This window comes from Nocardia sp. CA-084685, from assembly GCF_050955785.1.
Taxonomy (GTDB): domain Bacteria; phylum Actinomycetota; class Actinomycetes; order Mycobacteriales; family Mycobacteriaceae; genus Nocardia.
The window spans coordinates 234005-259824 of the sequence record NZ_CP192095.1 but is presented as its reverse complement, the minus strand read 5'-3'; the positions used below and the strand labels follow the sequence as shown (position 1 = coordinate 259824).

The 25820-nt window shown below is 65.0% G+C and carries 11 protein-coding genes; 9 read left to right on the top strand and 2 right to left on the bottom strand.

Annotation, left to right across the window (positions count from 1 at the left end; all coding sequences use genetic code 11):
- Window positions 1-403: 403 nt before the first annotated feature.
- The 6 genes from mobF to ACQP2U_RS43100 all read left to right on the top strand — a co-directional run bounded on the left by mobF (window position 404) and on the right by ACQP2U_RS43100 (window position 15075).
- Window positions 404-7852 carry a MobF family relaxase gene (mobF, locus tag ACQP2U_RS43125; RefSeq protein ID WP_433717268.1) on the top strand — a complete coding sequence of 2483 codons (7449 nt, stop codon included), beginning with the start codon at window positions 404-406 and terminating at the stop codon, window positions 7850-7852.
- A 26-nt stretch (window positions 7853-7878) separates the two neighbouring features.
- The gene (locus ACQP2U_RS43120) at window positions 7879-8715 is read left to right on the top strand and encodes a hypothetical protein (protein WP_433717266.1); all 837 of its coding nucleotides are present in this window, start codon (window positions 7879-7881) and stop codon (window positions 8713-8715) included.
- Window positions 8716-8916: 201 nt separating this feature from the next.
- Window positions 8917-10029, top strand: coding sequence for an alpha/beta hydrolase (locus tag ACQP2U_RS43115; RefSeq protein ID WP_433717264.1), 1113 nt, complete (start codon window positions 8917-8919; stop codon window positions 10027-10029).
- Window positions 10030-10372: 343 nt separating this feature from the next.
- Window positions 10373-12184, top strand: a complete 1812-nt coding sequence (locus ACQP2U_RS43110) for a hypothetical protein (protein ID WP_433717262.1) — start codon at window positions 10373-10375, stop codon at window positions 12182-12184.
- 299 nt (window positions 12185-12483) lie between these two features.
- Window positions 12484-12945 carry a hypothetical protein gene (locus tag ACQP2U_RS43105; RefSeq protein ID WP_433717260.1) on the top strand — a complete coding sequence of 154 codons (462 nt, stop codon included), beginning with the start codon at window positions 12484-12486 and terminating at the stop codon, window positions 12943-12945.
- Between the two features lie 561 nt (window positions 12946-13506).
- Window positions 13507-15075 carry a hypothetical protein gene (locus ACQP2U_RS43100; protein WP_433717258.1) on the top strand — a complete coding sequence of 523 codons (1569 nt, stop codon included), beginning with the start codon at window positions 13507-13509 and terminating at the stop codon, window positions 15073-15075.
- Window positions 15076-15483: 408 nt separating this feature from the next.
- Here ACQP2U_RS43100 and ACQP2U_RS43095 read toward each other — a convergent pair whose 3' ends face one another.
- Complete coding sequence (locus tag ACQP2U_RS43095) at window positions 15484-16548, bottom strand: replication protein RepA (RefSeq protein WP_433717256.1); 1065 nt, start codon at window positions 16546-16548, stop codon at window positions 15484-15486.
- Window positions 16549-22055: 5507 nt separating this feature from the next.
- Here ACQP2U_RS43095 and ACQP2U_RS43090 point away from each other — a divergent pair.
- Together ACQP2U_RS43090 and ACQP2U_RS43085 are read left to right on the top strand one after the other, a co-directional pair.
- On the top strand, window positions 22056-23051 hold the full coding sequence (locus ACQP2U_RS43090) for a ParA family protein (protein WP_433717254.1): 996 nt from the start codon (window positions 22056-22058) through the stop codon (window positions 23049-23051).
- Window positions 23048-23920 (top strand): hypothetical protein, encoded by an 873-nt coding sequence (locus ACQP2U_RS43085; RefSeq protein WP_433717252.1) that lies wholly within the window; start codon window positions 23048-23050, stop codon window positions 23918-23920. The genes ACQP2U_RS43090 and ACQP2U_RS43085 overlap by 4 nt, the downstream gene beginning before the upstream one ends.
- A gap of 641 nt (window positions 23921-24561) precedes the next feature.
- Here ACQP2U_RS43085 and ACQP2U_RS43080 read toward each other — a convergent pair.
- Window positions 24562-25239 carry a hypothetical protein gene (locus ACQP2U_RS43080; protein WP_433717250.1) on the bottom strand — a complete coding sequence of 226 codons (678 nt, stop codon included), beginning with the start codon at window positions 25237-25239 and terminating at the stop codon, window positions 24562-24564.
- A 133-nt stretch (window positions 25240-25372) separates the two neighbouring features.
- Between ACQP2U_RS43080 and ACQP2U_RS43075 the strand changes: the two genes are divergently transcribed.
- A complete protein-coding gene (locus ACQP2U_RS43075) occupies window positions 25373-25552 on the top strand; it encodes a hypothetical protein (protein ID WP_433717248.1) in 180 nt (59 codons plus the stop codon).
- Window positions 25553-25820: the final 268 nt, after the last annotated feature.

Sequence of the window (25820 nt, the reverse complement as noted above, 5' to 3'; positions counted from 1 at the left end):
CGGCATCCCGCCGACGGGCGTGTGACAAAAGCAGACAGATCACCGCCACTTTTGCGCCGGGGATCGATGCGCGACGTACTTGACGCTGTCACTCGCCGCTGTCCCCTTTTGGTGTCGCAATCTGCGGAGACCACGGCCTGGAGGGGGTAGGGCGCGGTCTTCCGCAGATCGCACGGGGCCGACCGGTCGGGAAATGCCCCCTGCTGTGTCCAGCCCCTCATCGCGATTGTGCCACCGCCGCATCACAGCGAGCGAATCCTGGTCGTGAAGGGTGACCTCGCAGCCGTCCCCGGCTTGGCTGCGGGTTCTGTCGGGGCGTGTGGTTGCCGGGAAAGTCTTGTCACACAAGGTGTCCGAGATGCCAAGGGTACGCGGCTGATTCCTCCCTACCGTCGGGGCTGTGATGACGCTGCGTGTGATCCATGGCGGCGACGGCTATACGTATTTGACGCGGACCGTCGCCGCCGGTGACGGCCGCCAGGCGGCGCGCCAGGACCTTTCGGAGTTCTACCGAGCCTCCGGAACGCCACCGGGAGCGTGGTTCGGGCGCGGCGCCGAAGTGATGGGGGTGGCCGGTTCGGTCACCACAGCGCAGATGCAGGCGCTGTTCGGCGCGGGCGTGCATCCCGATGCCGAGGCCATGATCGAGGCCGCCACACGGGCCGGCACAGCGATCCCGGACGCGATCGCCGCGACCCGGTTGGGGTCACCGTTCTATGCCTTGGGCCGCGGCAAGACCGCGATCAGCGAACTGCACCAGCACCGCTTGTCGGCGTTTCGGGCCGCGGAAGGGCGAGCCCCGACTCGCCACGAGTGGGCGGCGATGCGGCGGCAAGCAGCCCGTGATCACCTGCGGACAGCTGGCGGGGGTGATCCCTCACCGCGGGAGGTGCAAAAAGCGCTCGGTGATGAGAGGCGCCGGATGCGTAAACCTGTGTCGGCGTTCGACTGTGTGTTCGCGGCTCCGGGATCGGTGTCGAAGGCGTTGTTCGGGCTCGGCAGTCCCCGCGTGCGCAACCTGGTGTGGCAATGCCATGTGGACGCGGTGCGTGAGACTTTGAGCTTCGCCGAGCCGTTGTACGCGGTGGCCAGGCGGGGGCGCGGCGGAGTCCGCCAGATCGACACCGACGGGTGGACGGTTGCGCTGTTCGATCATTGGGACAACCGGGCGGCTGACCCGCATTTGCACACGCACGCGGTGATTTCGACGCGGGTTCGCGGGGCCGACGGCCGCTGGAGTTGCCTGGACGCCCGTGCGCTGCATCAAGCCGCTGTGTCGCTGTCGTGCCGGTACAACGCGATCCTGGTCGGGAAGCTGTCTCGCCGGTTGGGTGTGCGGTTCGAGGAGCGTTCCCGGGGGCGGGGCAAGAAACCGGTGCTCGAGGTCGCCGGTGTGCCGCAGGAGCTGATTGCGCTGTTCTCCCGTCGCGACGCCATCGCGGCACACGCGGAGAAGTTGGTGCTCGACTACCGGCGTCGCCACGGTCGCTCGCCGTCCAAGGCCGTGCAGATCCAGCTGACCGGGCAGGCGGCGTTGGCGACACGCGGCGGGAAGCCGGGGCCGCGCACGCTGGCCGAGATGCTGTCCGAATGGGATGAACTGGCCAGCGCGTGGCTGGCCTCTACCGGTGATCACCGCAGCGGCCGCGAGTTCATCGCGGACTTGTTGGACTCCTCCACCGGCCCGATAGCCGGGCATCTGTTCCGTGCGCGGGCCGCCGCTGTCGCCGCTGGTGTGCGTGTCGGTGTCGGCGCGGTGCTCGCCGGTGATCGGGCCGCGCTGAGCGCGGCGGTGGACGCCGAGCTGTCGCGGTACGCGTTCGACACTGCGCCTACGCGAGCGCGAGCACGCGCCGATGTGCTCGCGTTGCTGGATCTGAAACATCCGGCCACGGTTGTCGAAGAGGTTCGCCGCGGCTGTGTTGCGTTGGCCCGCACCCGGTTCGAGCCCGACGCGATCGCGTCGGAGGTGGCCCAGGTGGTGGCGGCGCGGCGATCGACCTGGACCGAGACCCACATCCGCGCCGCGGTCGAAGAGCGGGTCGCGATCTGCGTGTTCGACGGCGACGCCGCACAACGGGCCGCGGTCGAACAGGTCGTGGCGTTGGTGCGTGATCAGCACAGCGTGTGCTTGAGCGTGGACCCCGACCCTGTTCCGAAGTCGTTGCAGCGCCGCAACGGTGAGAGCGTCTTCAACGGTCCGGCCTCCACCACCATCCGCTACACCAGCGAGGCGGTGCTGGCGGCGGAGGCGCACCTGCAGAGCGCCGCGCACCAACCCAGCGCATCGGTGTTGCCGCGCGCGGATGTGACCGCCGCGATCGCCACGGTCGAGCAGGCGGCATCCGAGCAGGGCCGTGGAGCGCGGTTGACGGTTGGACAGCACCGGTTCGTCGAGCATCTGTGCACTTCTGGGACCCGGCTGGCCGCGGCGATCGGGCCCGCGGGCGCGGGCAAGACGACCGCGTTGGAGGCGGTCGTTCGTGCGTGGACGGACTCGGGGCGGGCGGTGATCGCGTTGTCGCCGCAGAAGGTCGGTGCGCGGGAATTGGCTCGGGGCATCAGGATTCCCGCCAACACCATCGCGTCGCTGTTGTGGGCGCATCGTCTCGGCACCGCCGCACCGATACCGGCCGGGACGATGATCCTCATAGACGAGGCGGGGATGGCCTCGACCGCCGACCTGGTCGCGGTCCAGCAGCTAGCCGACGACGCGGGCGCTGTCGTGCGCTGGGCTGGGGATCCGTGGCAGCTGTCAGCGGTGGAAGCCGGTGGGGCGTTGCGCCTGGTCGCCACCGACACCCAGGCCCCCGAGCTCGACACCGTGGTGCGGTTCGCTGATCCGGCCGAAGCGGCGGCGAGTTTGCATGTCCGCAACGGTGACCCGTCGCAGGCGTGGGAGTTCTACCACGACAACGACCGTGTCCGATCCGGGCTGGCCGTCGAGCTGCGTGAGCAGATGCTGACCGCGCATCTGGCGGACCTGGATGCGGGGCTGTCATCGCTGATGATGGCCGCCACCATCGACGACGTCTTCCACCTCAACGGTGCCGCCCAAGCCGTGCACACCCAACGTGGCACTGTCGCACACGGCGGCCCCGCCGCGAGGCTGTCGGATGGGCATCTGGGGTATGTGGGTGATGTCATCGTCACCCGCCGCAACACCGGTCGGATCCGGGTCCTCGGTGGCAGCCGTGACGGTAGCCCGGTCACCAATGGTGACCGGTGGCGGGTGCTCACTGTGCACCGCGACGGATCACTGACCGCCGTCAGCACCGATCACCGCGGCCGCGTGCACCTGCCGACCCAGTATGTGCGTGAAGACGTCCAGCTCGGTTATGCGTGCACCGTTCACCGGGCCCAAGGCGTCACCGTGGATCGCGCGCACCTGCTGATGGGTACCAGCCTTGGTCGTGCCCTCGCTTATGTCGGGCTGTCGCGGGGCCGGTTGTGGAACGGGCTCTACGTGGCCACCGACAGGTTGCCTGATCCGCCACCGCTGGAACACGCACCCGACGAACCTGCCAGCGACCGGGCGGTGTTCCACCAGATCCTGGCCCGCGACGACGACAACATCTCCGCCACCGAAGTGATGCGCGCGGAGCTGTCACGTCTCGAGGACCCCTCGCGACTGCGGGAGATCTACGCCGAGGCCTGCCGACTACTCGGACGCGGGCGTGCTCTGTGGTTGCTCGACCGTGCGTTACCTGCGGTGCTGTTCCATCAGGTCTGTGCCGGCGGCGCGTTCGAGTCGCTGTGCGACACCCTCACCGTCGCCGACCAGATCGGCATGGACTTGGTCGCGCTGATCACCGATATCACCACCAACGGCGGCCGCGACGCCGGTGAAACCCTGATCACCGCTCGCGACGCCGCAGCCGTGCTCAGCGTCCGCGCCGACCGGTCGATCGCCGCGCACCTCGAAAACAACACCACCACAGCCCATTTCGGCATCGCTGCCGGGCCCGACGGTGCGGGCGCCCCCGAACTCGGCCGGTTTCGTGCAGTGCGCGACGTCGAGTTCACCGATGTTGCGCCGGTGCCCTCGCGGCACCCGGGAGTCGATATCGAGCTCGCCGAGTTCGCGCTGCGCCTGTTCGCGCGCCTCACCGGCTCCGATCCGCTGTCTGTGTTCGAAGACCCCATCACCACCACACCAGATGTCGACCTCGACAGCACGGAGGTCGATGCGGGCACATCGCCTATTGACCAGATGGCTCGGTTCCGCGTCGAATACGACGGCTATGCCCGGCAGTTGGCCCACGACCATGCCCGCTACCTGCTCGACACCGCAGTGGAGCACGCAGTGTTGGCGCGGGTGCAGGCCGGGCGCGGGTGGATGCGACTGCTGGACACGATCGCGTTCACTGCATGGCTGGGCCACGACTCGGCCGTGCTGGTCGAGGCCATCACCGACGGCGACACCACGTTTCTGCTGCGCGCGCACGACGCCGCCGCGGTCTTGTGCGCAAGAGCCGACAGCTGGATCGCCGAGCACACCCCTACGGTTGCCGAAGCCGCCATGGCGACCAGGTCCGCGGCCGGGTCCGGGTCCGCTGCGGGTGATGGGCAGCGCAGCAGCCGCTTTCGGGCGGTGCGTGATCTGCCGTCGCCGGCGGGTCTGCGCCCGCTCCCGCCTGAGCACCCTGGCATGGACACCGCTGTCGCGGACTGGGCCGACGAACTGTATCGACGCATTCTCGATCTGCCCGAATACGCCCCGGACTGGCGGGCCCGCACCACCACCTTTCCCACCGATCCAACCGACAGCGACGACGACTCACACCCCAGCGATGCGCTGCCCGACTCCGACACCGATGACTGGATCACCACCCGAGTCCCCGATGGGCTGCCCTATCCGGAGTTGCCGAGCGCCGAGCGGCTCGCGCGGATCCGCGCAGAGCTGGCGGCGGCCGAGGAACTGGCCGCGTTGTTAACCGCGACGGTCTTCGACCACACCAGCCCGCACGCGCTGGCGATGACCGAGATCGTGGCCGGTGCCCGCACCCGCGCTGACCGGATCGCCGGACTGCTGCACGAGGTTCGTGACACCGCCGAAGACGCGGATGCCGCGGAAGACGCTGCCCGCGCCGCGCAGCACACCTACCACCAGGCGCTGCGACAGCGTCGCGAACCTGCCGACGACCAGTGGCTGACAACGATGACTAGCATCGTCGAAGCCGTTGCCGACCCAGAGGTCCGCGCGCAGATGGACGCTCGCCTGAGCGCCTACCGGGCCGCTGCCGCTGACACCGCCGCCGCGCGGGTCGCCGCCGACATCGACGCCGCGCAGTTACTCGCTGACGCCGCGCGGCGATGGGCCAACCAGTTGCGTGATGCCGCCGAGAACGCGCAGCGCGCCCTCATCACCGCCGCGGGTCAGCACCTGGCCCTCGAATCCCGCGATATCGACAACCTTCGCCAGTTCGGTACCGAACTGGCCCTCGCCGACCTCGCCGCCGTCCGCGAACACCGCCACCGCCTGCGCAGCCATCTCATGACCGCTCGGCGGGCCGCGATCGAGGAGCTGATCGCGGCGACCGGGCTGGATCCCGCTGCAGCCGCCGCCCAGGTCGACCGATCCCAACCCACCCGCGCGGACATCGATGCGGCGCTGCCCACGGCGGTCGGGCGAGGACATCGGCCTACCCACACCGCCGCACCGATCGACCTCGTCAACGCGGCTGTCGCTGCGGCGCGGCGCCGTCTCATCGAGATTGTCGATGTAGCCGACGCGATCGAGGACGGCGACCCCGACGCCCACCTCGGCCCGATCACCGACGATGCGGTGACCCAATTGATCCGGGCCCGCGCGGACGCGCTGCTGCCCACCGCACTGGCCGCGTATGCCGCCGAAAACGCATCGAAATCCGCTGAGGCACAGGCGATCACCGCCGAAAATGCCCATCAGCTGCTGGCCGTTCAAGAACCCGACCCATGGGTCGTTGATGACCCGTTTGTCGCCGAGATGAAAGCCAAACTCGCTGCCCTGCCACCGGATTCACCGTTGCGCGATCAGGTCAGCACGCTGCTCGACCAGTACCAGCTCGCCGCCATCGACACCGAACAAACACGGTTGGGCATCGACCGCGATGCCGCACGCGATGCCGCGGCCGAGGCTCGCGCTCACGCGGAGGAACTACGTTCTGACGCGCTCGCCGCACGTCGCGCCCTGGATGCGCGGGTGGAAGAAATCAACCGCGACTCGACCGCCGCGGAGATCACAGACACGGTGAGTTCTACGCCGGCTGCCGCGCACCCTGTTCAGCCGTCCGGCTCGGTTATCGAGCCAGTCGAGGTCGTCCCCGACCGCTCCGTTGCCCCGGACACCGAGGACGAGGCACGCGGCGGTGAGGGCGAGGACACCGAAGGCTGGATATGCGTCGCCGACGCACGCACCGACCAGCTCTACCCAGATCTGGATCCCATCGAACGCGTCGTTCGCATCACCAGCGACCTCTCAGCCGCCCAGGACCGCGTCATCGAGCTGCACGCAGCCCTCAAGGAGGAACGCAGCGAACACCACCTCGCGATCGCGGCGCAGGTGCGTGCCTGCCGCGAACGCGTCGACGAGCTGCGCCCGCTGCTGCTGGCCTACCGCGACGCCCATCAGCGCTCCGAGGACGCCGCGATCGAAGCCGCCGCCGCAGAGGACACCTACCGGCAGGCGCTGGCCGCCCAACCCGAACAGGCCGACGAAGCGTTTCTGGCGTTCCTGCACGACAAGACGATGGCGTGCATTCACGACCCGGGGATGGGCACCCGGCTCACAGATCTCCTCGACCGGTACCGGGACGCGGTCAACGCGCGCGCGGTGACCAGCGTCGACGCCGACATCGCCCAGGCCCGCCTGCTCGCCGATGACGCCCGCGCATGGGCCGAGCAGCTCCAAACCGAAACCGACGCCGCCCGAACACTGCTCGACGAGGCGGCCGGAGACGAAGGCGTCGTCGAGGAGTCCGACCTGCACCGCTTGCGGCTGCTGGCCGATGAACTCGCAATAGACGCACTCAACACCGCCCGGTCAACGCTTCGGCGGCTGCCGCCCTACCTGCACCGCGCCCGCATGCTGGCTGCAACCGAACTGTGCGCCAGCGCCGGACTCGAATGGCATGCCGCCCTCACCGAAGTCGACCTGCTCGCCGCCGCAGTCGCGGCTTCAGTGACTGAGGAGCTCCGCGCCACCGAGGATTTGCCCGCCGCTGACCCAGCACCCGGCGAAGGCACAGAGAACGCGGAGGGGGAGCTGGCTGCCCGGATGCGAGACGATCCGATCCAACTGCACAGCGACACCGATCTCGCCACGCTGATGCGGGCGCTGCGCCACACCGCCGGGCACGCCGACCCGGCATTGGCCGAGCCCGGACCATCGAGAACCGATCAGGTGCGCGACATCCATGCTCGCCTGACCCGGCAGGTCAACGCCATCCACACCGCCCAGGAGGCGATGGCCGCTGCCGAGGAACAGCGCGGCGACGAGCGTGCTCGCCGCACCGCCACGGCCGCCATCGCCGCGGCCGCCGCACTGGGCGCGCCACGTCATCGATGGGCCACGCTGCTTACCCGCGCCGACAACCCCGCCACACTGGCTGCCGAACTGGCCGCCGCACAACAGGCCGACCACCGCGACCGAGCCCGCCGCAAACGCGCAGAACAGCGCGCCGCGCGCGCCGCCCACGACCTGACCGCCGCCGCCCGCGAACTCCGCCGCCGCACCGCACTGTCCTCCCCCTCAGCGGCCACCGAACAACGCATCCGAGCCACCCATCACGCCCCCGCCCTGACGACGGCTGTCGACCAGGACACCAGCACAACAGTCACCAACTCCTCGGATGCCGAGATAGGGCTGTAGGCATGCAGCACCTCGACAGGGTTGTGATGTCGCACCCGCGGTACCGGCTGCCACCGTGGCAGCAGCGTGTCACCGACATGCTCCCGCTGGCTGCCACGCGCCCCCGCCGCAACCTCGACCAGGACGTCCCGGCACCGGCCGAGTTCAGCGAAGCGAACCTTTTCGCCTACTCGTCGCGGGTGCGGGCCGCCGAATCCCGGCCGCCGGTGGTGCCGCAATTGCTGCTCGGCACCTGGTGTGTCGACCGCGACGAGGTCCTGGGCGACGAGCTGTACCAGCTGCGCGAGTACCGCATCGACGACCCGATCCTGACCTTCCCCGAAGGCCGCAGCCACGGACGGGTCGTGGAGAAATACATCGGGTGGATCCGTGCGGGACACATCCCACAACCGGGTCGTGCCATGCAAACAGCACACGGCCACATCAGCGTCTGCGACGGGCACCATCGCGCTGCCGCACTGCACGCCACCGGCACCGGCACCATCCACTTGTGGGTGTCGCCGGTGGTCCATCGCCCAGACACGGTCGACCCAGCTGTGGTGCACATAGATGGCCTGCCCCATCGACATGCTGTGGCCACGGCCCTCGCCGAGGGCCACCCGATCCCACCAGAGGTTCTCGCCGACTACCCCGACCTCACCACCCAGGCGCACACACCCGCCGACGTTCTCGTGCGAGTGCCGACACGGCATGCCCAGCAGGACAATCTATTCGACGCGCTGTCCGCGGCCGCGAGAGCGCACAGTGCGCCCGCACACAGCGGGCACTCTGGGCAGGTTTCGGCGACACGTGAGGACATCCCGGCGGGAACCGGTGTCGGTCTCGACGACCCCCTCGAACCTGGTTCGGCCGCAGGGATGTAGAGCACGGGTGAAGACCGGGTTGTGTCGTGGTGCGGCGCGTGTCAACTGTGGATCGAACTTCACCCCCACACCGGCAGTGGTCACACCAGCTGTGTGAGCAGCCCCCTGCCGCAGCGGTTTTGGTGATTTCAATGGTGATCAGCCCCCGGAGCAAACGGCACCCGTCGCGTCGAGGACGAGGCCATCACGCGCTTCGACCAGATGGACGCCGCGGCCCGCACGGTCCTCACCGGTGGCGATCCATCGGCGAAAACCTGGGAGGCCCACCACATGTCCGTGCAGCACAAACCCGTTTCGATCAGCAATGACCACACGGCCTCGACCGCGCCAACACAGCGACACCGCGCGCGCCGCCGGTTCCTCGCCGCCGCCCTCACCGCGGCGGTGGGCGCGGCCATGGTGCACCCGGGCGCGGAAGCAACGCCGCCGCCGGGATGCCGGATGCGGGCGGGCACCGCGCAGACGATCACCGTGTCTTCGGTGATGGGCACAATCCCGGTGCAGGTGCGATGGGCGCGGCACTGCGGTTCGGCCTCGCTGTATGTGCTCGACGGGATGCGCGCCCGCAGTGATGTGAACGGCTGGGTCGCCCAGACCGACGCCCCTGCGATGTTCGCCGACGACGATGTCACATTGGTGATGCCCGTTGGCGGGCCAGGCAGTTGGTATGCCGACTGGGTGGGGCCCACCCTCGATCAGGGCCGGCCCGTCACCTATCGGTGGGAAACATTCCTGACCCGCGAATTGCCGAAAACTTTGGCTGACTATGGGGTTTCAGCTACCGGCAACGCTGTGGTCGGTTTGTCGATGAGCGCCAGCACTGCGGTGACGCTGGCGGCGCATCACCGTGACCAGTTCGTCGCGGCGGCCGCGTTTTCCGGTGTCCTGGATTGGCACACCCCCGACATGAGCGCTGCCGTGCGCGCCGCCACCTGGCAGGCCGGACACAACCCCGATGAGCTCGCACTGCCCGGCAGCCCCGAGTGGGACCACCTCGACCCCTATACGGCAGCTCCGCTGTTGACCGGTGCGACCCTCTATATCGCGGCCGGCTCCGGGGTGCCGGGGCCCGCCGACCAGGTCGACAGCCTTTCCGCTGCCGGCACCGTCCTGGGCGGGATCGGACTGGAAGCGATCACCGCCGTCGCAACCCGCCGGTTCAAGGATCGATTGGACGAGCTCGGGATCCCCGCCATCTACAGCTTTCCGCCGACGGGCACGCATAACTGGCCGACCTGGAACGCCGAACTCGGCCGCGCCCGCCCCTATCTGCTGGCCGCGATCGGTGTCGAGGGCTCGACACCACCGCCATGACCGGTTCATACGACAGCCCGCAACGGGGTTCGCAGTCAGTCAGGGAAGGAGATTCGCATCCCGTGCATGGAGTGCTTGGCACTGCCCCAGGATTCGCGGGCCTGCTGTTCCTTCGATCAGCGGCGCCCGGAAGTGGTGCGGAGCGCTTTCACTCCAGCCCCACTGATCATGAATGCTATCATGCTCGCATGCTAGCGAATTGCGTTTGGGGGGTGATCTCCACGGCCGACATGGGATCTCCAGTCGCCGTGCGGCGCCGCCGCAGGCGCATCCCGCTGCCACTGTCGGACCGATCGATGCCATTGCCGCTGGCAAGAGCGCTGCCCGGAAGCGAGCCGAACCGATGACCACCACCTTCACCAACCACCACGAGGTGCACGCCGTGCAGCACAGCGAGCAGGCAGACAGCACCCACGCCACCACCGTCGGCGGAGGGTCCGCAGTGGCATCGCCGGCCGGAGACTTGGACCGCCAGCTTGAAAAGACCCACGCCGAGCGCCGCGCAGAACGGGCGCAGCGCGCTGCCGAGCCGTCGAACACCGAGCCGCTCCCGGCCGAGGAAACCGCGGTCCTCGCCGCAGCCGCACCAGCAACTCGGGGCCGCCACACCGATGGCATCGCGTCTTCTGCGGCCGCTGACTTCGAGCTGCCCGCGACCGCGTTCGCCGACATCCTCGATCCGGATGGCAGCCTCCGCGACAAGTTGCGAACCCCTCGCCGCACTCGCGCCGAGAAGGTCTTCCTCACCTGCGCTGCCCTGGGTGCGCTGCCGAGCGTGGTCCGGGAGACCCCGATCCGCCCGGACGACGTAATGCCTGTTGTGGTGTCGGGCTGGCTCGAGGTCCTGCTCCCCGAGGAGGAGCACTCGAGGGTGAAGGTCCAGCCGTTCGTGAAGGGCTGGCAAGAATGGATCGCCGCGCGCCAGGCCGGGCGAAACATCCGCGCCGACAAGGTCAGCGACACCCTCGAGACCATCCACCAGGAAATCCTCGGCCAGGCACCCCAGCCACCGGAGTGGCTGACGCACCCACCGAAGACACTGCCGCACCCACCGAAGACACTGCCGCACCCACCGAAGACACTGCCGCAACCTGCCGCCGATCCGGCAGCAGAACAACCGAGCACCACCCAACCGGCACCGACATCACCCGCTCCCGCCGCGCCCGAGGCTGAGGAGGGCGCTGCTGGGGCTGCCCCCTCGACCGCTGGGCGGAGCCCTGACGACCCCGGCTACATCGTCGCGGCAGCGGGGTCGAACGTGTTCGGGAACTTGACCGACGTCGACCTTGGCCCCAGGAGCACCGTGTCAGCGCCCCCCGCCCCACCATCTCCCCTCGCCCCTGCCCCACAGCGTCCGCCGCGCGTTCCCCGGGCCGACGCTCGGGGTGAGGTGCTGCCCGGCATGGCGCGTCGGGTGAAGCCTCCCAAGAGTGCGCGGCTGTACTACGTGGTGGCGTTGATGTCGATGGCGGTTTCGCTCGACACCAGTTGGCGCTTCTTCGAGGACAAGCTCGGCATCACCGACTTCCGGGAGCGGCTGGTGATGTTCGCGGTCGTGGAAGTGGCGCAGGTCGTCTGTGGCGTCGGCATGGCCGACAGCATCCGCAAGCCTCCCCACCAGCCGGGCCCGTCCCGATACGTCGCGTGGGGGCTGGCCGGACTGTCGGCCTACATCGCGATCGACCTGGCGGGCCTCGTCGGGGGTATTTCACGTGTGGCTCTGGGGCCGGTGCTGGGGCTGGTGATGCTGCATCTGGCGCTCGGCATGGAGCTTCGATCCCACACCACCCGTACCGGCACGTGGGCGCGGATCGGCCGGGAACTGCGTGAGCGATTGCTGTCGCGTTTGGGGTTGGCCGATGACGAGCGTGACGCACTGCAGCGCACACAGGAACGCAACGCCCGGGAGGTGGCGAAGCTGTCCATCAGCAAGCATGCGCCGCTGCGCAGGTTCCGGCGCCATCGTGCGATGGCCCGGTCCAACCTTGCCCACGATCCCGCGATGATGAAAGTGATGATGGCCGAGCGGGCTGTGCTGCAGAACGCCGATCAGCTCGACGGCGACAACCTCAAGCAGGATTCGCCGTGGATAGCGCACGCGCAGCAGCGGATCGACCGTAGCAATCACACCCGGCAGTCGAAATCGCCTGCCTGAGACCACACATTTGTGGCACACCCTGCCCCACTAGCGGGGATGTGCCGACGAGTTGTTGCACGGGGTGTGTCATTTCGGTGGCCTTGACCCCAAAGAGATTGGCAATTGCCGATATACAGGCAGGAGGAGGTGTGGTGACTGTGGTCGTGCCAACACATACAGATCCGATCGAAAGCGCTTGCCTTGGACAAGCAACGCAGATCTCGGCGGCGGATGGCTGCCGCAGGGTCGCAGATCACGTGCGGCCATGTCGGCGCGCCGCCGAGGGTTTTATGAAACCTCGAGGCAGGATCGCTGGCATGGTCGACAGAGCCAAACGTTCGCCAGGTGGGCGTCCGGAGCGCGCGGACGGCCCCGATTACCGCACGGTGGGTGCCAAGGTCCCTGCATCACTGTTGGACTTGGTGAAGCAGCCAGTGAAAACACCGGAGTTCCCCACCCTTAAGGCGCGGGTGGTGAAGCTGTTGGAGGACGGTCTGGACTCCTTCGAGAAGGGCCCCAATCGCTTGGGTGTGATCTACCCCGGGAAGCGAAAGTACTTGGGGCCCGTGGATTTGCCGCTACCACTGGGTGACCGCTTCATGGCGCTGATCCCCGGCGAAAACTCCGCCGCGGAGGCAGTGTTTCCGTTCCCCTCGATCACCGACTGCCTGATCGAGTTGTTGCACCGAGGCCTCGCACAGGAGCGTACGCAAGCCCAGCAGTCCAGTATCGAGGTTTCGATTCAACCGGAGTTGCCGCTGGCACCCACCGGCACCTGACCCGAACACAGCGAAAGGCCCCCCGCCGCGTCCAACAGTAGGGGGCCCTGCGCTTCACAACCGACGAGCACTCAAATGAGGTCGAATGTCCCCTTTGCGTACTCGGGAGGCTTGATGCCTGCCCCGAGTGTAGAGCATTGCCTGACGGAACTGCCAGGCAGCGCGCCGATCACCCCTGCTGTTGCCGCGTGTCGCCGGTGTGCTCGCACAGGTGATCACCACTCCCCCAGCCTGCGCCGCGCTGCGCCGCTCGGTTGTGCCGCTGACCGCGGCTATTCGCGCGAGCATGATCGCGCCTTCAAATTTTTGGCCGACCCTGATCAGTTGCCGACGCTGACGCGCGCGATGTCGCTGATGGACCGGGCGGCTAGTCCCCCACTGCAGCGAGGAGGTGAATGCCGCCTGCGCTGATAGCGCCGACAGCTAATTCCATACAGGCCGAGCAGCGGCAAGTGAGCAGCACTGATTCCCTTTCCGGCAAGAAAGGGAATCGGTGCTGAGGGAGAAATCCCTCGACTGCTCGACCGTGGAATCGAGTTCCCGTCGATTCCGTGGTGGCCGTTGCGTTTACAGAAGGGTTTTGCCGTGGTGGGCAGATCCGAGGGTAACGCATGCGCCCGACAGGTTCCGGCCGAAGTCGACACGTGCACCGCTGGTTGTGATCAAGCTGTCACACATGCGGCGGTCGACGCCGCCGAAATCGAGCGTTTGAACAAGGACCAGCGCGGCAGGTCATGGGCTATTCCAGTCAAATCCAACGCCGTGGCGTCCATCCCGGTGTGGACCAGCCGCGCCCACTGGCAGCAACAGGTGCAGGAGGCACTTGCCAGTGACCGCGGACAGCACTTTCGGGCTGCCCAGAAGGTGGCGCTGCAGCGGGTTTTCGCTGTGGCTGTCGCGATGTCTCGGGTGGCCTCCAGCAACACCGGCCGCGATGTGACGCTGTCCAATTACCGGCTCGCGCAGATGGCTGGTGTCAGTGACCGCGTTGTCTCACGCGCCCGCCGCGTTCTGAGTGACCTCGGAATGGCTGTGGAGATAGAGCGTGGGCGGTTGCTGTCTCCGATCGAGAGAAAGGCGGCCAGGGCCCACCACGGGGGCTGGCAGACACGGGCTGCGTCGGTATGGGCGCTGACAACCCCCCGAAACGCAGCCAAGATTCAGACGCCTCGGCGCCATTCAGCCACACTGGGCCCGCGAGGGCGGGTGGCATCGAGAATCCCCCAGGTCGGAGCCAGTGGCAACCTACCCCCCTTCAGGGGGGTTTGTAGTTCATCTTCTGTTCGGGAGAACTCACCAAAGCGCGTACGCGCGCGCGAAGGACGGAAACCCGCAAAGAAGAAGGCGGTGCGGCTGAGTCCGCGGCCGCTGGATTTGCAGCGCGCTGCCGCCGAGCTGGTCCGCCACAGCCATGGACTGGGGCGCGGTCACATCGGTGCGATCGCTGATGCCATCGCCGCAGCCGATATCGACGTCACCCGCTACAGCGGCCTCGATATCGCCAAGCGGCTCACCCTTGACACCCAGGAGCGTGGCTGGAACTGGCCCAACAGCGTTACCCATCCCGGGCGGTTCCTGACAGCTCGCCTAACACAGATGGACTGGACGGCCCGCTCCCCAAGCGAGGAAGCCGCCCAGCGCGCTGCCACAGCTTCCAAACGCCGACTCATCACCGAACATGCTCTGGCCGAACGAGTCTGCGTGGCAGCCTCCGCAGAGACCCGAGCTCACCACATGGAAACGATCCGGGAAATCTTGCAGCGCAAGGGCACACGTCGCACCCTCTCGCCGAATCCGGCGAGTGGGTCCTCACAACAGCGCTCTGTGCGGCTCGATGATGCCCTTGAACATGGCAAGCCGCACCTCTCCTGGCTCGTCGCGGATAACACATCCACAGAACATCCAGCCGCAGCTCCGACCCCGACCCCGAACCCGATAGGTGCAGACTCTCACGAGCAGCAGGTCGCATCCACCGCCGGAGATCAGTGCCAGCTCTGCATGGCGCCGGGCACAGCACGCGAGACGACGCCGTCGAACTCAACAGTGTGTGACGACTGCTGGCACAGCAACGGATTTGATGTGCTCTACCCTGCTACGACCGCTGCTTCGGTGATGCCAGAGGCGGTGTAGATGCTGAAATACGCAAGAATCCGAGGGCGGCACTGTGTTGGCGAGGCGGAGCAAGGCTGCTTCGGGGCCGTGTCCGCTCACGTGACATCGTCGGGCGGTGTCCGAGATCTGGTCCAGACCGGCCGGGTTGATCGCCGATCCTGGCACGTGGGCGGGTCGCGGGGAAATGGCCGCCGACGAGAACGAGGGACTGGTGCCGGTCGGGATCATCACACCGCCATGTGAACGAAACTGCTATTTGCGGGATGCTGGCGGCTGCGATACTACCGCTACGTCAGTGGTCGGCTCGATATGCGTACAGATTGTGGTCGGAGGCGAGGCTGTTGTGGTGCAGGTGAAGCGAAGCACCCGACCGCATGCCGTGTGGACCAGTGTCGGCACGCGCGGCACCGAGGAGTTCCACGCAACTCAGCTGATAGCTCGCAACCGGCGCGGTGGCTTCTGGACCACGTGAGTCGGGCTGGGATAGAGCAGTAGCCCCGTCTTCTCGTCGCGATCGTTGCCATCGTTGCCCTCGGCCCGTTCGATGACCTCCACCCGGAGGTCAGGGTAGAAGGGCTTGATCGTCTGCAGATGCTTCTTGAAGTCGCGGCGGAACTGGTGGCGGCCTTGCTTGGTGTCGGCCAGATTTGTCCCGAACTGCAGCATCAACAGCGGCCACGAGATAAGGACCGGATCCTTCAGGTTGAACATTCTGTAGGTCAGCCAGATATAGATATCCATGGCCATGGGCGAGGACTGCAAAAGATTCAGGACCTTCATGTCCACCGGCACCGGGTGGGCCATGACCTCTTCAAAGAACTTGGCAGACAGCGTGATGGTGCTGGCCTTGTTGTCCAGCAGCGACAGCTGGTCATCACCTTTGCGGCGCCTGACTGGACGCCGAGATCCATCAGGGTCGGTTATCCACCAAAGATCCCAGTTATCCGCGATGGACAGCTTGATCGCCGTGGAGCGCTCCTTGGCGTAGCGGTCTTTGAAATCGATGGTGATGTTGCTGCGCAGCAACCTTTCAGTTTGGTTCTGGAACCGTCCGATCGTTCCGGATTTTCCACCTGTGGCCCTGCCCAGGCCGACGGTCCTCATGAACTCCGACTGGGAGTGCCCGAGCTCGATCACCGGCTCGCCGCGCAGAACGGCCTCGGTGGACAGATGCGCTAGGACAAGTCTCGGGATACCGCCGAAGGGAAAGCCGTAGGAGTGAGGTACGCCATTCTCGACGACCATGCCGGGCTGGACGGTGATCCGGTAGTTGCCGCTCTCGCGACCCCATGCAGTCTTGTCGTCGCCCGGATCCTTGTACGGCAGGGAGAACTGAGTGAACAACCTTCCCAGGTAGCCGACGTCTTGGAGCTCCTGGGCTCGCTGTTCCTGGACCCTGAGAGCAAGCGCGGCGAGTTCGACTTCGTCTCGTTTCGGGCGCCCGACGGCACGGGCAGCGAGCTCAGCTCCGTCTCGGTTCGGCCGCGGCATGGCCACAGCATTCCATGGAGGTCGCTGAGATGCTTGATCAAGTGGCGGCGTGTCGGCATTGATGACACAAAAAGACAGCCGCGAAAGCGACGAGTGTCACATTTGCGGCATAAGGTCTTCAACAGCAGTGGTCGGCAAGAAATGCGTAGTATCTTGGGGAAATATATCGTTAGTCGGTCTTGATGTTGGAGTCATTCGCTCAATCACGCATATGTAGCCGACCGGTTGGGGCCGTTGGAACGAGGTGCAGGTGCCACGGCGGTGTCCGCGCGCGATGGGAATGCCCAGCGTGAATACGGAATCAGAGTGAGGGCGAGCGCGGCGTACGCAGATGGGGCGGATGCCTTGAGAACCTTGCTCGGGCGGCATGCGAAATTGTGCACAGAATCGAGCCGCCTACTACTACTAGTTATCTCTCTCTACAAGATAACTACTTGTAGGGCCCGATTTTGCCGGTTTGGCCTGCGGAAATACACGTCCTCGGTCGGCAAGAAATGTGTGTATGGTCGGCAAGAAATGTGTGGAGGAACCACAAACGCCGAGAGAAGCGGTCGTGGAGAAATGTGTGGACAAATCGTCCCATTCACAGGGTTCTGCACAGCCTATACACAGGTCGGCAAGAAATGCGCAACCTACGAATTAGGTTAGCGCTTGAACCCGAGGTCGGCGAGAAATGCGCACAATCGGCGCGTCGCACCGGCTGCGTCCACGCATAGGCGCGGAGACAGTAGGTCGGGTGGGCCGGTCGTCGGCGACAAGACCTTGTGCTGAACTGGCTGCGTGTCAGAAGACCTCACCGGACTCGACGCGCCGACGGGAGAGCGCCCTGACGTGCGCATTAATGGCTCCTGCTGGTGGCTCCTGCTGGTGGCCCCTGGACATCGGCCGCGGCATGGGGGCTAGGTTCGCGAAGCCAGCGAGCAATTGGTGTGCCCAGCTGACCTGGCAATCAGCACGTTGCAGCACCGTGGTCGGCAAGAAATGCGTACCTCGACGGGCTCGTCTGGTGGACCTACTTGCGGTGTACTCGGACCGCAAGGCCACCGGCTATTCGATAGAACCACGCGGCGACCTGGGTGGGTCGGCAAGAAATGCGTGCTCGGACGAGATCTACGCGGCCGGACTCCGACGGTCGATTCAACGCATATGTTGCCGACCGAACCACCCGACGGTCGGCAACATATGCGTAGCCCTCGGATCGGCTGGGGGCGTGGTTGCTGCACTAGCAATGCGGACAGACTGCGTTGACCTGCCCAGATGTCTTGACACCCGCTTTAGGTCGGCAAGAAATGCGCATCAGGTCGTCGTTTCGATCCGGGACACGACGGGGGCACCAGCTGGCTGTCACCGCCGCCTGGGCCGCGGTGACGAAGGGAAAGCGACTCCACCTAGGGAGGTCGGCAAGAAATGCGCACCTGAAGACCGGATGTCTCCGGGCGCGACCGGCAAGGTGGGCGACGCATATCTTGCCGACCCTCCTGGTAGTGAAGTCGGCAGCGAATGCGCTCAACTGCACTCCACGAGGAGACCGGCAATGCGCGCATTGTTCGCTGAAGTGCAAGAAGGGTTGGTCGGCTCGGTATGCGCATGCGAGCCCGACCGGCGAGCCGAGACGACACTCCCCCTGTGAGGCTGACCTGTCACTCGTCGTGACACGAGGACCGGGTCGGCTCAGTATGCGCATACGCGGCCGACCAGCACGGTGAGTCGGATGCCCGTCGGCGGGTGGGCATCGAATGCGTGGCCGACCGCGTCGCAGGACATCCTCGCGCTCGATCGACGGTGCACGCATATCTTGCCGACCCCCGAATGGCGATGACGCCAGGAACAGCAGAATCAGCAGGTAAACCACGTCGGAGCCGCGTTGGGGGTCTGCTTCACAACGCCTGCTCCCTGTCCAAAGGGAACACACATACCGCATACCTCGCCGACCCAGCCCCGACCTTCCCGGGCCTAATGGGTGAAGCGCGCAAGGACCGGTCGGCGAAGTATGCGTAATTCTGCAGCGCTCAGACGATTAAGCCGGCGTGGCTCGTCGCTGGCCGGCGAAGGTCTGGGCATCGCGACGCCGAGTCCGTACAGCCGGAACATGCGTAGGCCCTCCGCCGATACATCGACGGTGCCGGAATAGTGCTCAACGACCTGCGTGAGGTGTCGGCAGACGTTGCCCTTGAGCTGTTGTAGGGCAAATTTCGATGCGATCTCTGTCCCGAAGCGAGCCGCCAACTGGTGCCATGACAAAGCTGTGGACTCACTGGCGGCCAACGTGCCCGCCAGCCATAAGCATGACCGACCGAGACCGCAGTTCCATCATGCGCGACGGTGAAGCCGGGAAGGATCCGGTGTGGGAAGCGTGGCGTGCGCATTAGAAGCCGACCGTGGCTCGGCTCGCGAGCAAAGGCAGGACCGGCTCAGCGTCCATCTGCATCGTTCATAGCGGGGCTGGGCAGCGGCAGGCCGGATGTGTGGCTTGTCGTGGCGCAGGAGCGTCAATGCGCGGCCAGTCTGGAGCATCGCATAATCGACGCCAACGCTAGGAACCGCTCGACGCCAGAATGCTGGCGGTAGGGATTTGTCCCGGCCTCGGTCAACTTGGCGGTCTTGGCGGCTTCGCGCTCGGCCAACGACCGGGCCGCTGGATCGCATTCCGGTCGCGGCAGCACCTCGGCGAGCTGTCCGGCGCCAACCCGGTCTCAAGCTCCACCAGATGCCGTTCCCAGAAACGGGCCTGCTTCGCCTGCTCGGGTGCGATATCCTCGGGCCCTTGCCCGGCGAGAACACTGATGCTTGTGCAAGGTTCACTGTGTCATGGGGATTAGCTGACCGTCGACATTACGGTCCCCGCGACGACGCGGAACCTGATACGCCGGGAACGACCGCGCAGGCCTCCTTGCCTCCGCCATCACCTCCAGGATCCACCGCCACGGCACCCGACGTTCCTCACCGGAATCCGTGACGTACACCGCCTCGAATCCTCAACCCGCTCCAACCCAACTGGCCGAACTCACGTTGCACCGCGACATCATCTCGCCACCAACCCATCCCCGCCACTTATGTGAGAATCCCGCCACTGTCCCGCCACATGCGTGAGAGAACCGCCAGATCGCTGAGAAATGACAGGCTGCCTGACAATGTGGTGGTCGGCGGAAGCGCGAGAGATTAGTAGCGTTGCGTTTTTCGTTTGTCGACCAACGAAACTCGCGATCCGTTGGAATAGCCACGGATGACCGCACCCACCTGTCGCTTCTCAGCTGGCGGATTTCTCACGTACGTGGCGACGTGATGGCGGAGTTCTCGTCCGAACTGGCGGACAAGCTGCCGCCCGATACGACGACCAGGCGCAACGACGCCGGACCGGCCGGGCACCCACGCCCAGCCGCGACTGCGACCCCCAGAAATCCGCCAGATTCGATGGGAAGAATCAGCTGCCACCGCCGCATGGCACGTGGCGGACCGCAGGTCAACCTAACCCGCCTCCGCCACATCGGATGGGCAACCACACCACCACCTACTCCACCTTCGCCCGCTGCGGCTGGGAGGCCGGTGTGCTCGCGAATGAGAGAAGTCGTCGACGATGAGCGTGGTTGCGCCCTAGCTGCCCCAAGGTTGACCTGGCGGCCGGAATTCGTTGCCACCAACGACCTGTGTCGCCGAGCAGCGAGATTGGCGGCGACAGGCGCGCCGAGGATGGTGATTTCTGCACCCCCATGTCGGTGCTGTTGATCGGAAAGTGTCATCACACCGAACTACCTTGGGCGAATTCGTCACTGTGACGGCAATTTTGGGAAATTTGGCCAGGTTGGTCTGATCCCAGGAGACGGATATGAGAACGGGGCGCACCTGGCGAAGGGCGCGACTTTCCGCAGGGACCGTTGCATCGGTGGTGGCACGAGTGTGGTGTTCCTGCGGTTGCTTTCGCAAGTATCCGGCTACGCCTCCCCCTCGATTGTCGGCTGATACTGCATTTGAACCGTCGACTGGACTGATCGGAGTTCACTCGGCTGGTGCCCAATTCGGCGAGTGTGAGACGGCAACTGAACTTCGCTTTGGTCCCTTGCGTCCGTCGCATCAGCGTGGTGCTGGTCAAACTTGTGCTGATCCTTGCAGCGCGGTGACACTGCCTTCTTCGGCGCACCTGAGACAACTTGTATGGCGGGATGGCTGCAATCAGGCGTACCTACGCGAACACGCATGGGATCGAGACTGGAGTGTTAGTGGCGGATGGCGCCCCAGCCCTCACATCAAGACTTCGGAATGTATGGGGTTATCAGTGCTAGTCGAGGCGGCCCTGCTGGCTACCACATGTGCTCCACTTGATGTCCGTGATCCTATGGTGGTCCATTCACAACGCTGGCCATCGCGAACAGCTTGCGGGCCTCATCCTCCGGCTCGCCAGCCTCTGGCGTTGGCCGCGGTAGCCGAATATGGCCAGGATGGGGGAACACCGCAACTGGATCTCAACAATAACTCCCTGCCGCTTCGGCGGCCTTCGATTCCACAGAGTGGGTCGCGGCGAGAATCTCCCAGTTCAGTGCCTGAGCACAGGCGCATCCGATTTCCACCTCTCCCGCCGCGTGAAATGACCAGCGCTCCCCCGACCGGTCTTTGCGGACTCAGCTCCGTGACGTTCAATTGAGTGCTGCATCATCCATGGACACAGCGCCGAACTGACTTCCTGGAGCTTATGCGAGTTGACCAGGACTCCAATCGGCGAGGATCAGCCCCCCAACGCAGTGGCGCGCGGAAGTCTCCTGGGTTGGGCCGGATGCGACCAATCGCAACCGATCTGGGCTGGGCTGGCGCCGGAGGATTCGCCTTCCGGGGTAGAGCTATTGGGGCGGACTTCATGGCAAGGCCTGGCTTGTGCTCGCCGTCGATGTTCAGAACGCAAATCGGCCCGGCTCGTCGTTCAACCACGCTGCGGGGACGGAGTCCGCAGCGCCCCCCAAGTAGCTGGCACGTCTCACGGCTGTCCCAACGGGTGGGGTCAGATGGATGGCCGGGACCAAATCGCCACCTGCTGGTGGATTTACAGGACCATTAGGCGGATGCTTCCGTTGCGCTGGGCGTGCGATCGCACCAGTCGCCCCTATTTCTTGCCGTGGCATGAATGGGATAGATGACCTGCACTTATTACGTCACAGTGACGGGAGCTTTGAGTAGCCATGTTGTGCGGCCTCTCGCATCGCATGGTGAGTGGCGCGCCGAGTTGCGATGACGCGGCCATCGGATAGCCTTATCGCGATTCGTGCCGTCGAGTCAGAGGTAAGTGTCGATGCCTGCACGTCCGCAGAGCAACGTCATTCCCCATCTGACCAGGCAACCGAGCCATCGTTCTATACGTAGTTCTATACGGCATTCGATACGTCGTTCTATATAGACCGATAGACACCATGAACTATGCCGTTAGTTTGCTACTCCCCGCGTGTCATGCTCTGCGTAACAGCGGTCATACCTGTAGAGTCTCGTCCGACGCAGCCGGTGTCGGAACTTAGGAAGGCGCAGTTATGTCCTATATTCAGGCCACGTTCAGTCTCGTGGACCTAAGTGCGGTTAAAGCTGCATTTAGGAGCAGAATAAAGGCGATACTTGAAAATACTCTTGCCAGAAAAGTTATTGTTCTAATTAATGGCAAGGGTGGTGTCGGCAAATCATCTGTGGCTGTAGCTTTGGCCTTCGCCCTATCTGCGATAGGGTATCGAGTCCTACTCATAGAAATGGACGAGCAGGGCAACAACTGTGAAGATTTGGGAATTACTGGTACCAGCCTCGACGACAAAGGGGAAGCACAAGCGAATGCCATACTTGACGGCACACCATTGCTTCCGACTGGTGAAGCGCGTCCCAACTTGTTTGTAGTTCCTGGTGGCGATGTGCTCGAATCCATCGTCGAAGAACTGTATGTTCAACGCCGTTACGCCTCATATCAAGGAAGCGATAACGACGATGAGACAGACGTCACCGAGGATCAGGTGGCATGGATGTCCATGTACGCGGCCGCGATCGACGCAGTGCGCGACGACTACGATGCGATTATCCTCGATGTCGCCCCCGGGTCTGAGGTTCTTCAATTGCAGGCGCTCGTCGCTGGCGATATGGTTGTCATTCCATCCAAGTCTGACCCTTCGTCTCGCAAGGGACTCCGGCTCGTAGCAAATAGATTCGGACGCGCACGGAACATAAACGCCGCCCTCCGTCTCCTAGGAGTGGTCTTGTTTGCGACCAACACAAGCGCCACGAAGGTTCACGAAAGAATCCGCGAGACACTTGAGGCAGACCTTCGCGGGGCCGCACCGGTCTTCAACCAGTCCATCCGTCACGTCGAAGCCGCTGCAGTTGCGTGCCGCGTACAAGGCAAACTGCCACAGGAGATGAAGGAGCTGACGGACGTCGATCCGTCAGTCCGAAAGTCTGTGGCGTCGCTGGCTGGTGACTATCAGTCACTCGGCATGGAAATTCTGCAGGCATGGACCGCACTGAACAATGAGGTGGACGTGGCATGAGTACTGACCCCGAAAAGACGGAGTCCGAGAAGGTTGGCGGACTGCCAGCCGACGACCCGTCACTGGATGCGTTCGCTGCTCAGGCAGCGAAGGCCCTCCCCCGACGTTCTCCGAAACCCGAGGCCGCAACACAGAACCAACCAGCAGGGGGCAGCTCGCCCCGTCCCGCGCCCAGCCCTCGCCTGCAAGCGGTTGGTCCCCGCCAAGCGCAAGAGGAGGGTCGCGCCGACCGACAGGTCAGGACGACCAGCCAGCATCAGCAGCAAGAACGCGGCAACGACTACATCACCTTCAAGATCGCAAACGAGACCATCACAGTCAACGCTCCGAGGCTCGGTCCAGCCGGCGAAGATGGCACGAACGCGTTGGTCAATGTTGATGTCGAGGTCCGGGACCGGTTTGAGGCATATCAAGATGCCGTCAAGCAGAAGACCGGCTCTGCACCCACAAACGGCGTTGTTGTGCGGAGGGCCTTCAAACATGCGCGGAAGGCGGATTCATGGCTGCGCCTGCTGGAAGAGGAACTGCAACGGAACCGGCCGCAAGACGCTGAACTGGACGACGACGAAGACGACGATCTCGCAGAGATTCTCGGCGACGTCAATGGAAGGCGAGCGGCACGCGGTCGTGTCAAGAACAAGGCGCAGCAGTCGTTCCGCCCGTCGAAGCAAGAGCTCGCCTCATTTGACGCGATCTGGGAGGCGGTTGGCTTTCCAGACCGGAGTGGATTCATCAACGCCATGCTTCACGACTTCCTGCCGGAGGGGAAAAAGCCGACGCGCGCACGGCGTAGCAGCAAGGCCCCCGTCAAATCTGCCGACAAATCGGCGGAGGTGTCCGACGATTCAGGCGGCACGACGACGGACTGAGCTTCGCAAGTCCAGGCGCTAACAACCTACGATCGACAAGCACTTTCCCGATGCCTTCCATAACGTCATGTCGGCATCACTCAGCCTGGTCGGTCGTAGTGACGGCGGCTGGCAAACACGATCGAGCGCCAAATGGCCTCGTGATCACTGGGCCAGTGCTCCCCCGTTGGGCACTGGTCCGGCGAAAGAAGAGGTGGTGCTGTGAGCCCGCACCTGGGTGGCAGGGTGTACATGTAGTGATCATCCGTGGTGGGCTGCGGGAACATCGTCTCTACCGGCCTGGAGGAATTCGATCTTGAGACAAGCTGGCCGTTACCGAGCATATAGTCCCGAAACTTCCAAATAGCTTGTGCAGCAGTAACATTACGGGCGCACGGGGGATCGGTCACCGACGCCGGTGGCGGTGTGACACTTTGTTCGACCGGGCCGCCGAGCAACCCAGGTCCCGTGCCTGGATCGAACTCTCCCAGATTTTCACAGCCGGTCCAACGTCATGTAGTGACGCCGCGTATGCACGACGGGCCAATTTTCCTGGGCACCGGGCGGTAGTAGCTCGGATATACCCCCTCGGAGGGCATTCGGCCGAGAGAATTGACCAACCACTCGCGGCGGGCTAGAACGACCAATTCTCGTCGAACGGCTCAGCCGTCGAGTGCTGCCTTGTGGGCTAGGACGGCGGACTTGCTCCAGATGAATGCTGATCGCTTCTTGCGGGTCGGCTGTGGCGGGTTGGCGGTTATCTCTGTTCGTACATGTCGAAGCCATCTGCCTTTGGTCCACCCGAACGCGTCGGCGCAGTCTTGCGCGGTCCATTCGTCGGGGCCGAGTTCCTCGGTGGTGAGTCGTTTTGGCTCGCGGTTGCCCTTGCCGGGTTTGGCGTTGCTCCAGCGCGCGATCTCATCGGCGCGGAACCACGCCCAGCGGCGAAAGCGGTGGGGGACTCGTTCTGCGATCTCTTCGGGGGACAGGGGATCGGGTGCCGGGTTACCCAGGGTCTTGTCCGAGACTGCGCGGCTGAAATGTGAGTAGGTGATCTCGGCGGCTGCGGCGCTTTGGCGTGCTGTCATCAGTCCGTGCTCGGACCCCCACTCCTCGGCGTCCTTCTCGGTTACCGGGATCCGGGTCAGGCCGAATGCGTGTACCGCAGGCTCGGGCCACACGAAGACGCCGTCCTCGCCGATGACCGACTCCAGCTCTTTGGAGCGGGCCGCGGCGGCCAGGAACGCAGCTTTGCTGATGCTGACGCCCGCGGCCCGGGACGCGGCGGCCGCGGCTTGCGCGGCTGTCAGCATCGGCACCGCGTGTGGCGTTTCAGTCACTCGCGCATTATATGCACATATTTACGTTATGGTGTGTCAGGCCTTTAACGGGTCGCCTGTATGCATTCGGTAATGTACTGTGTGCGAGATCATTTGTGTCCCAACGTTTTTCGGAGAAGTGGGGGTGGTGGCGATGTCGACGGTCGAGATTGTGGCACGCATGTGGCTGCCGATGGCGGTCCTGGTGGGTGTCGCGTGGGGTTTGTTGACCCGCAGCGTGGCCCGCGGCTTCTGGATCGGCGGTGCTATCGCGCTGTTGCCGGTGTGCGGGCTCGGTTTCCTCGTGTTGTGGTTGGGTCCGCGGTCTGTGTAGCGGCGGCGCCGGCGATGTTGGAATATCGCCGGCGCCGAGTGGGGCGAACACCCCTCACTGCGGGTCCGGCCACGATGTCGTCGTCAAAGCATCTGCACCCGACAGGTACCCAGTGGCAGGCTCGACACGTTGATAATCAAAGGAACTCGATATGACCTCCACCTACGGTGAAATCGTCCCCGACGGCGACGATCAATCTTTCCGTGACGGCCTGGCCTCACATCCGATGTGGGAGCTGTCGACGCCGACGACTGATGTCACCTGATAC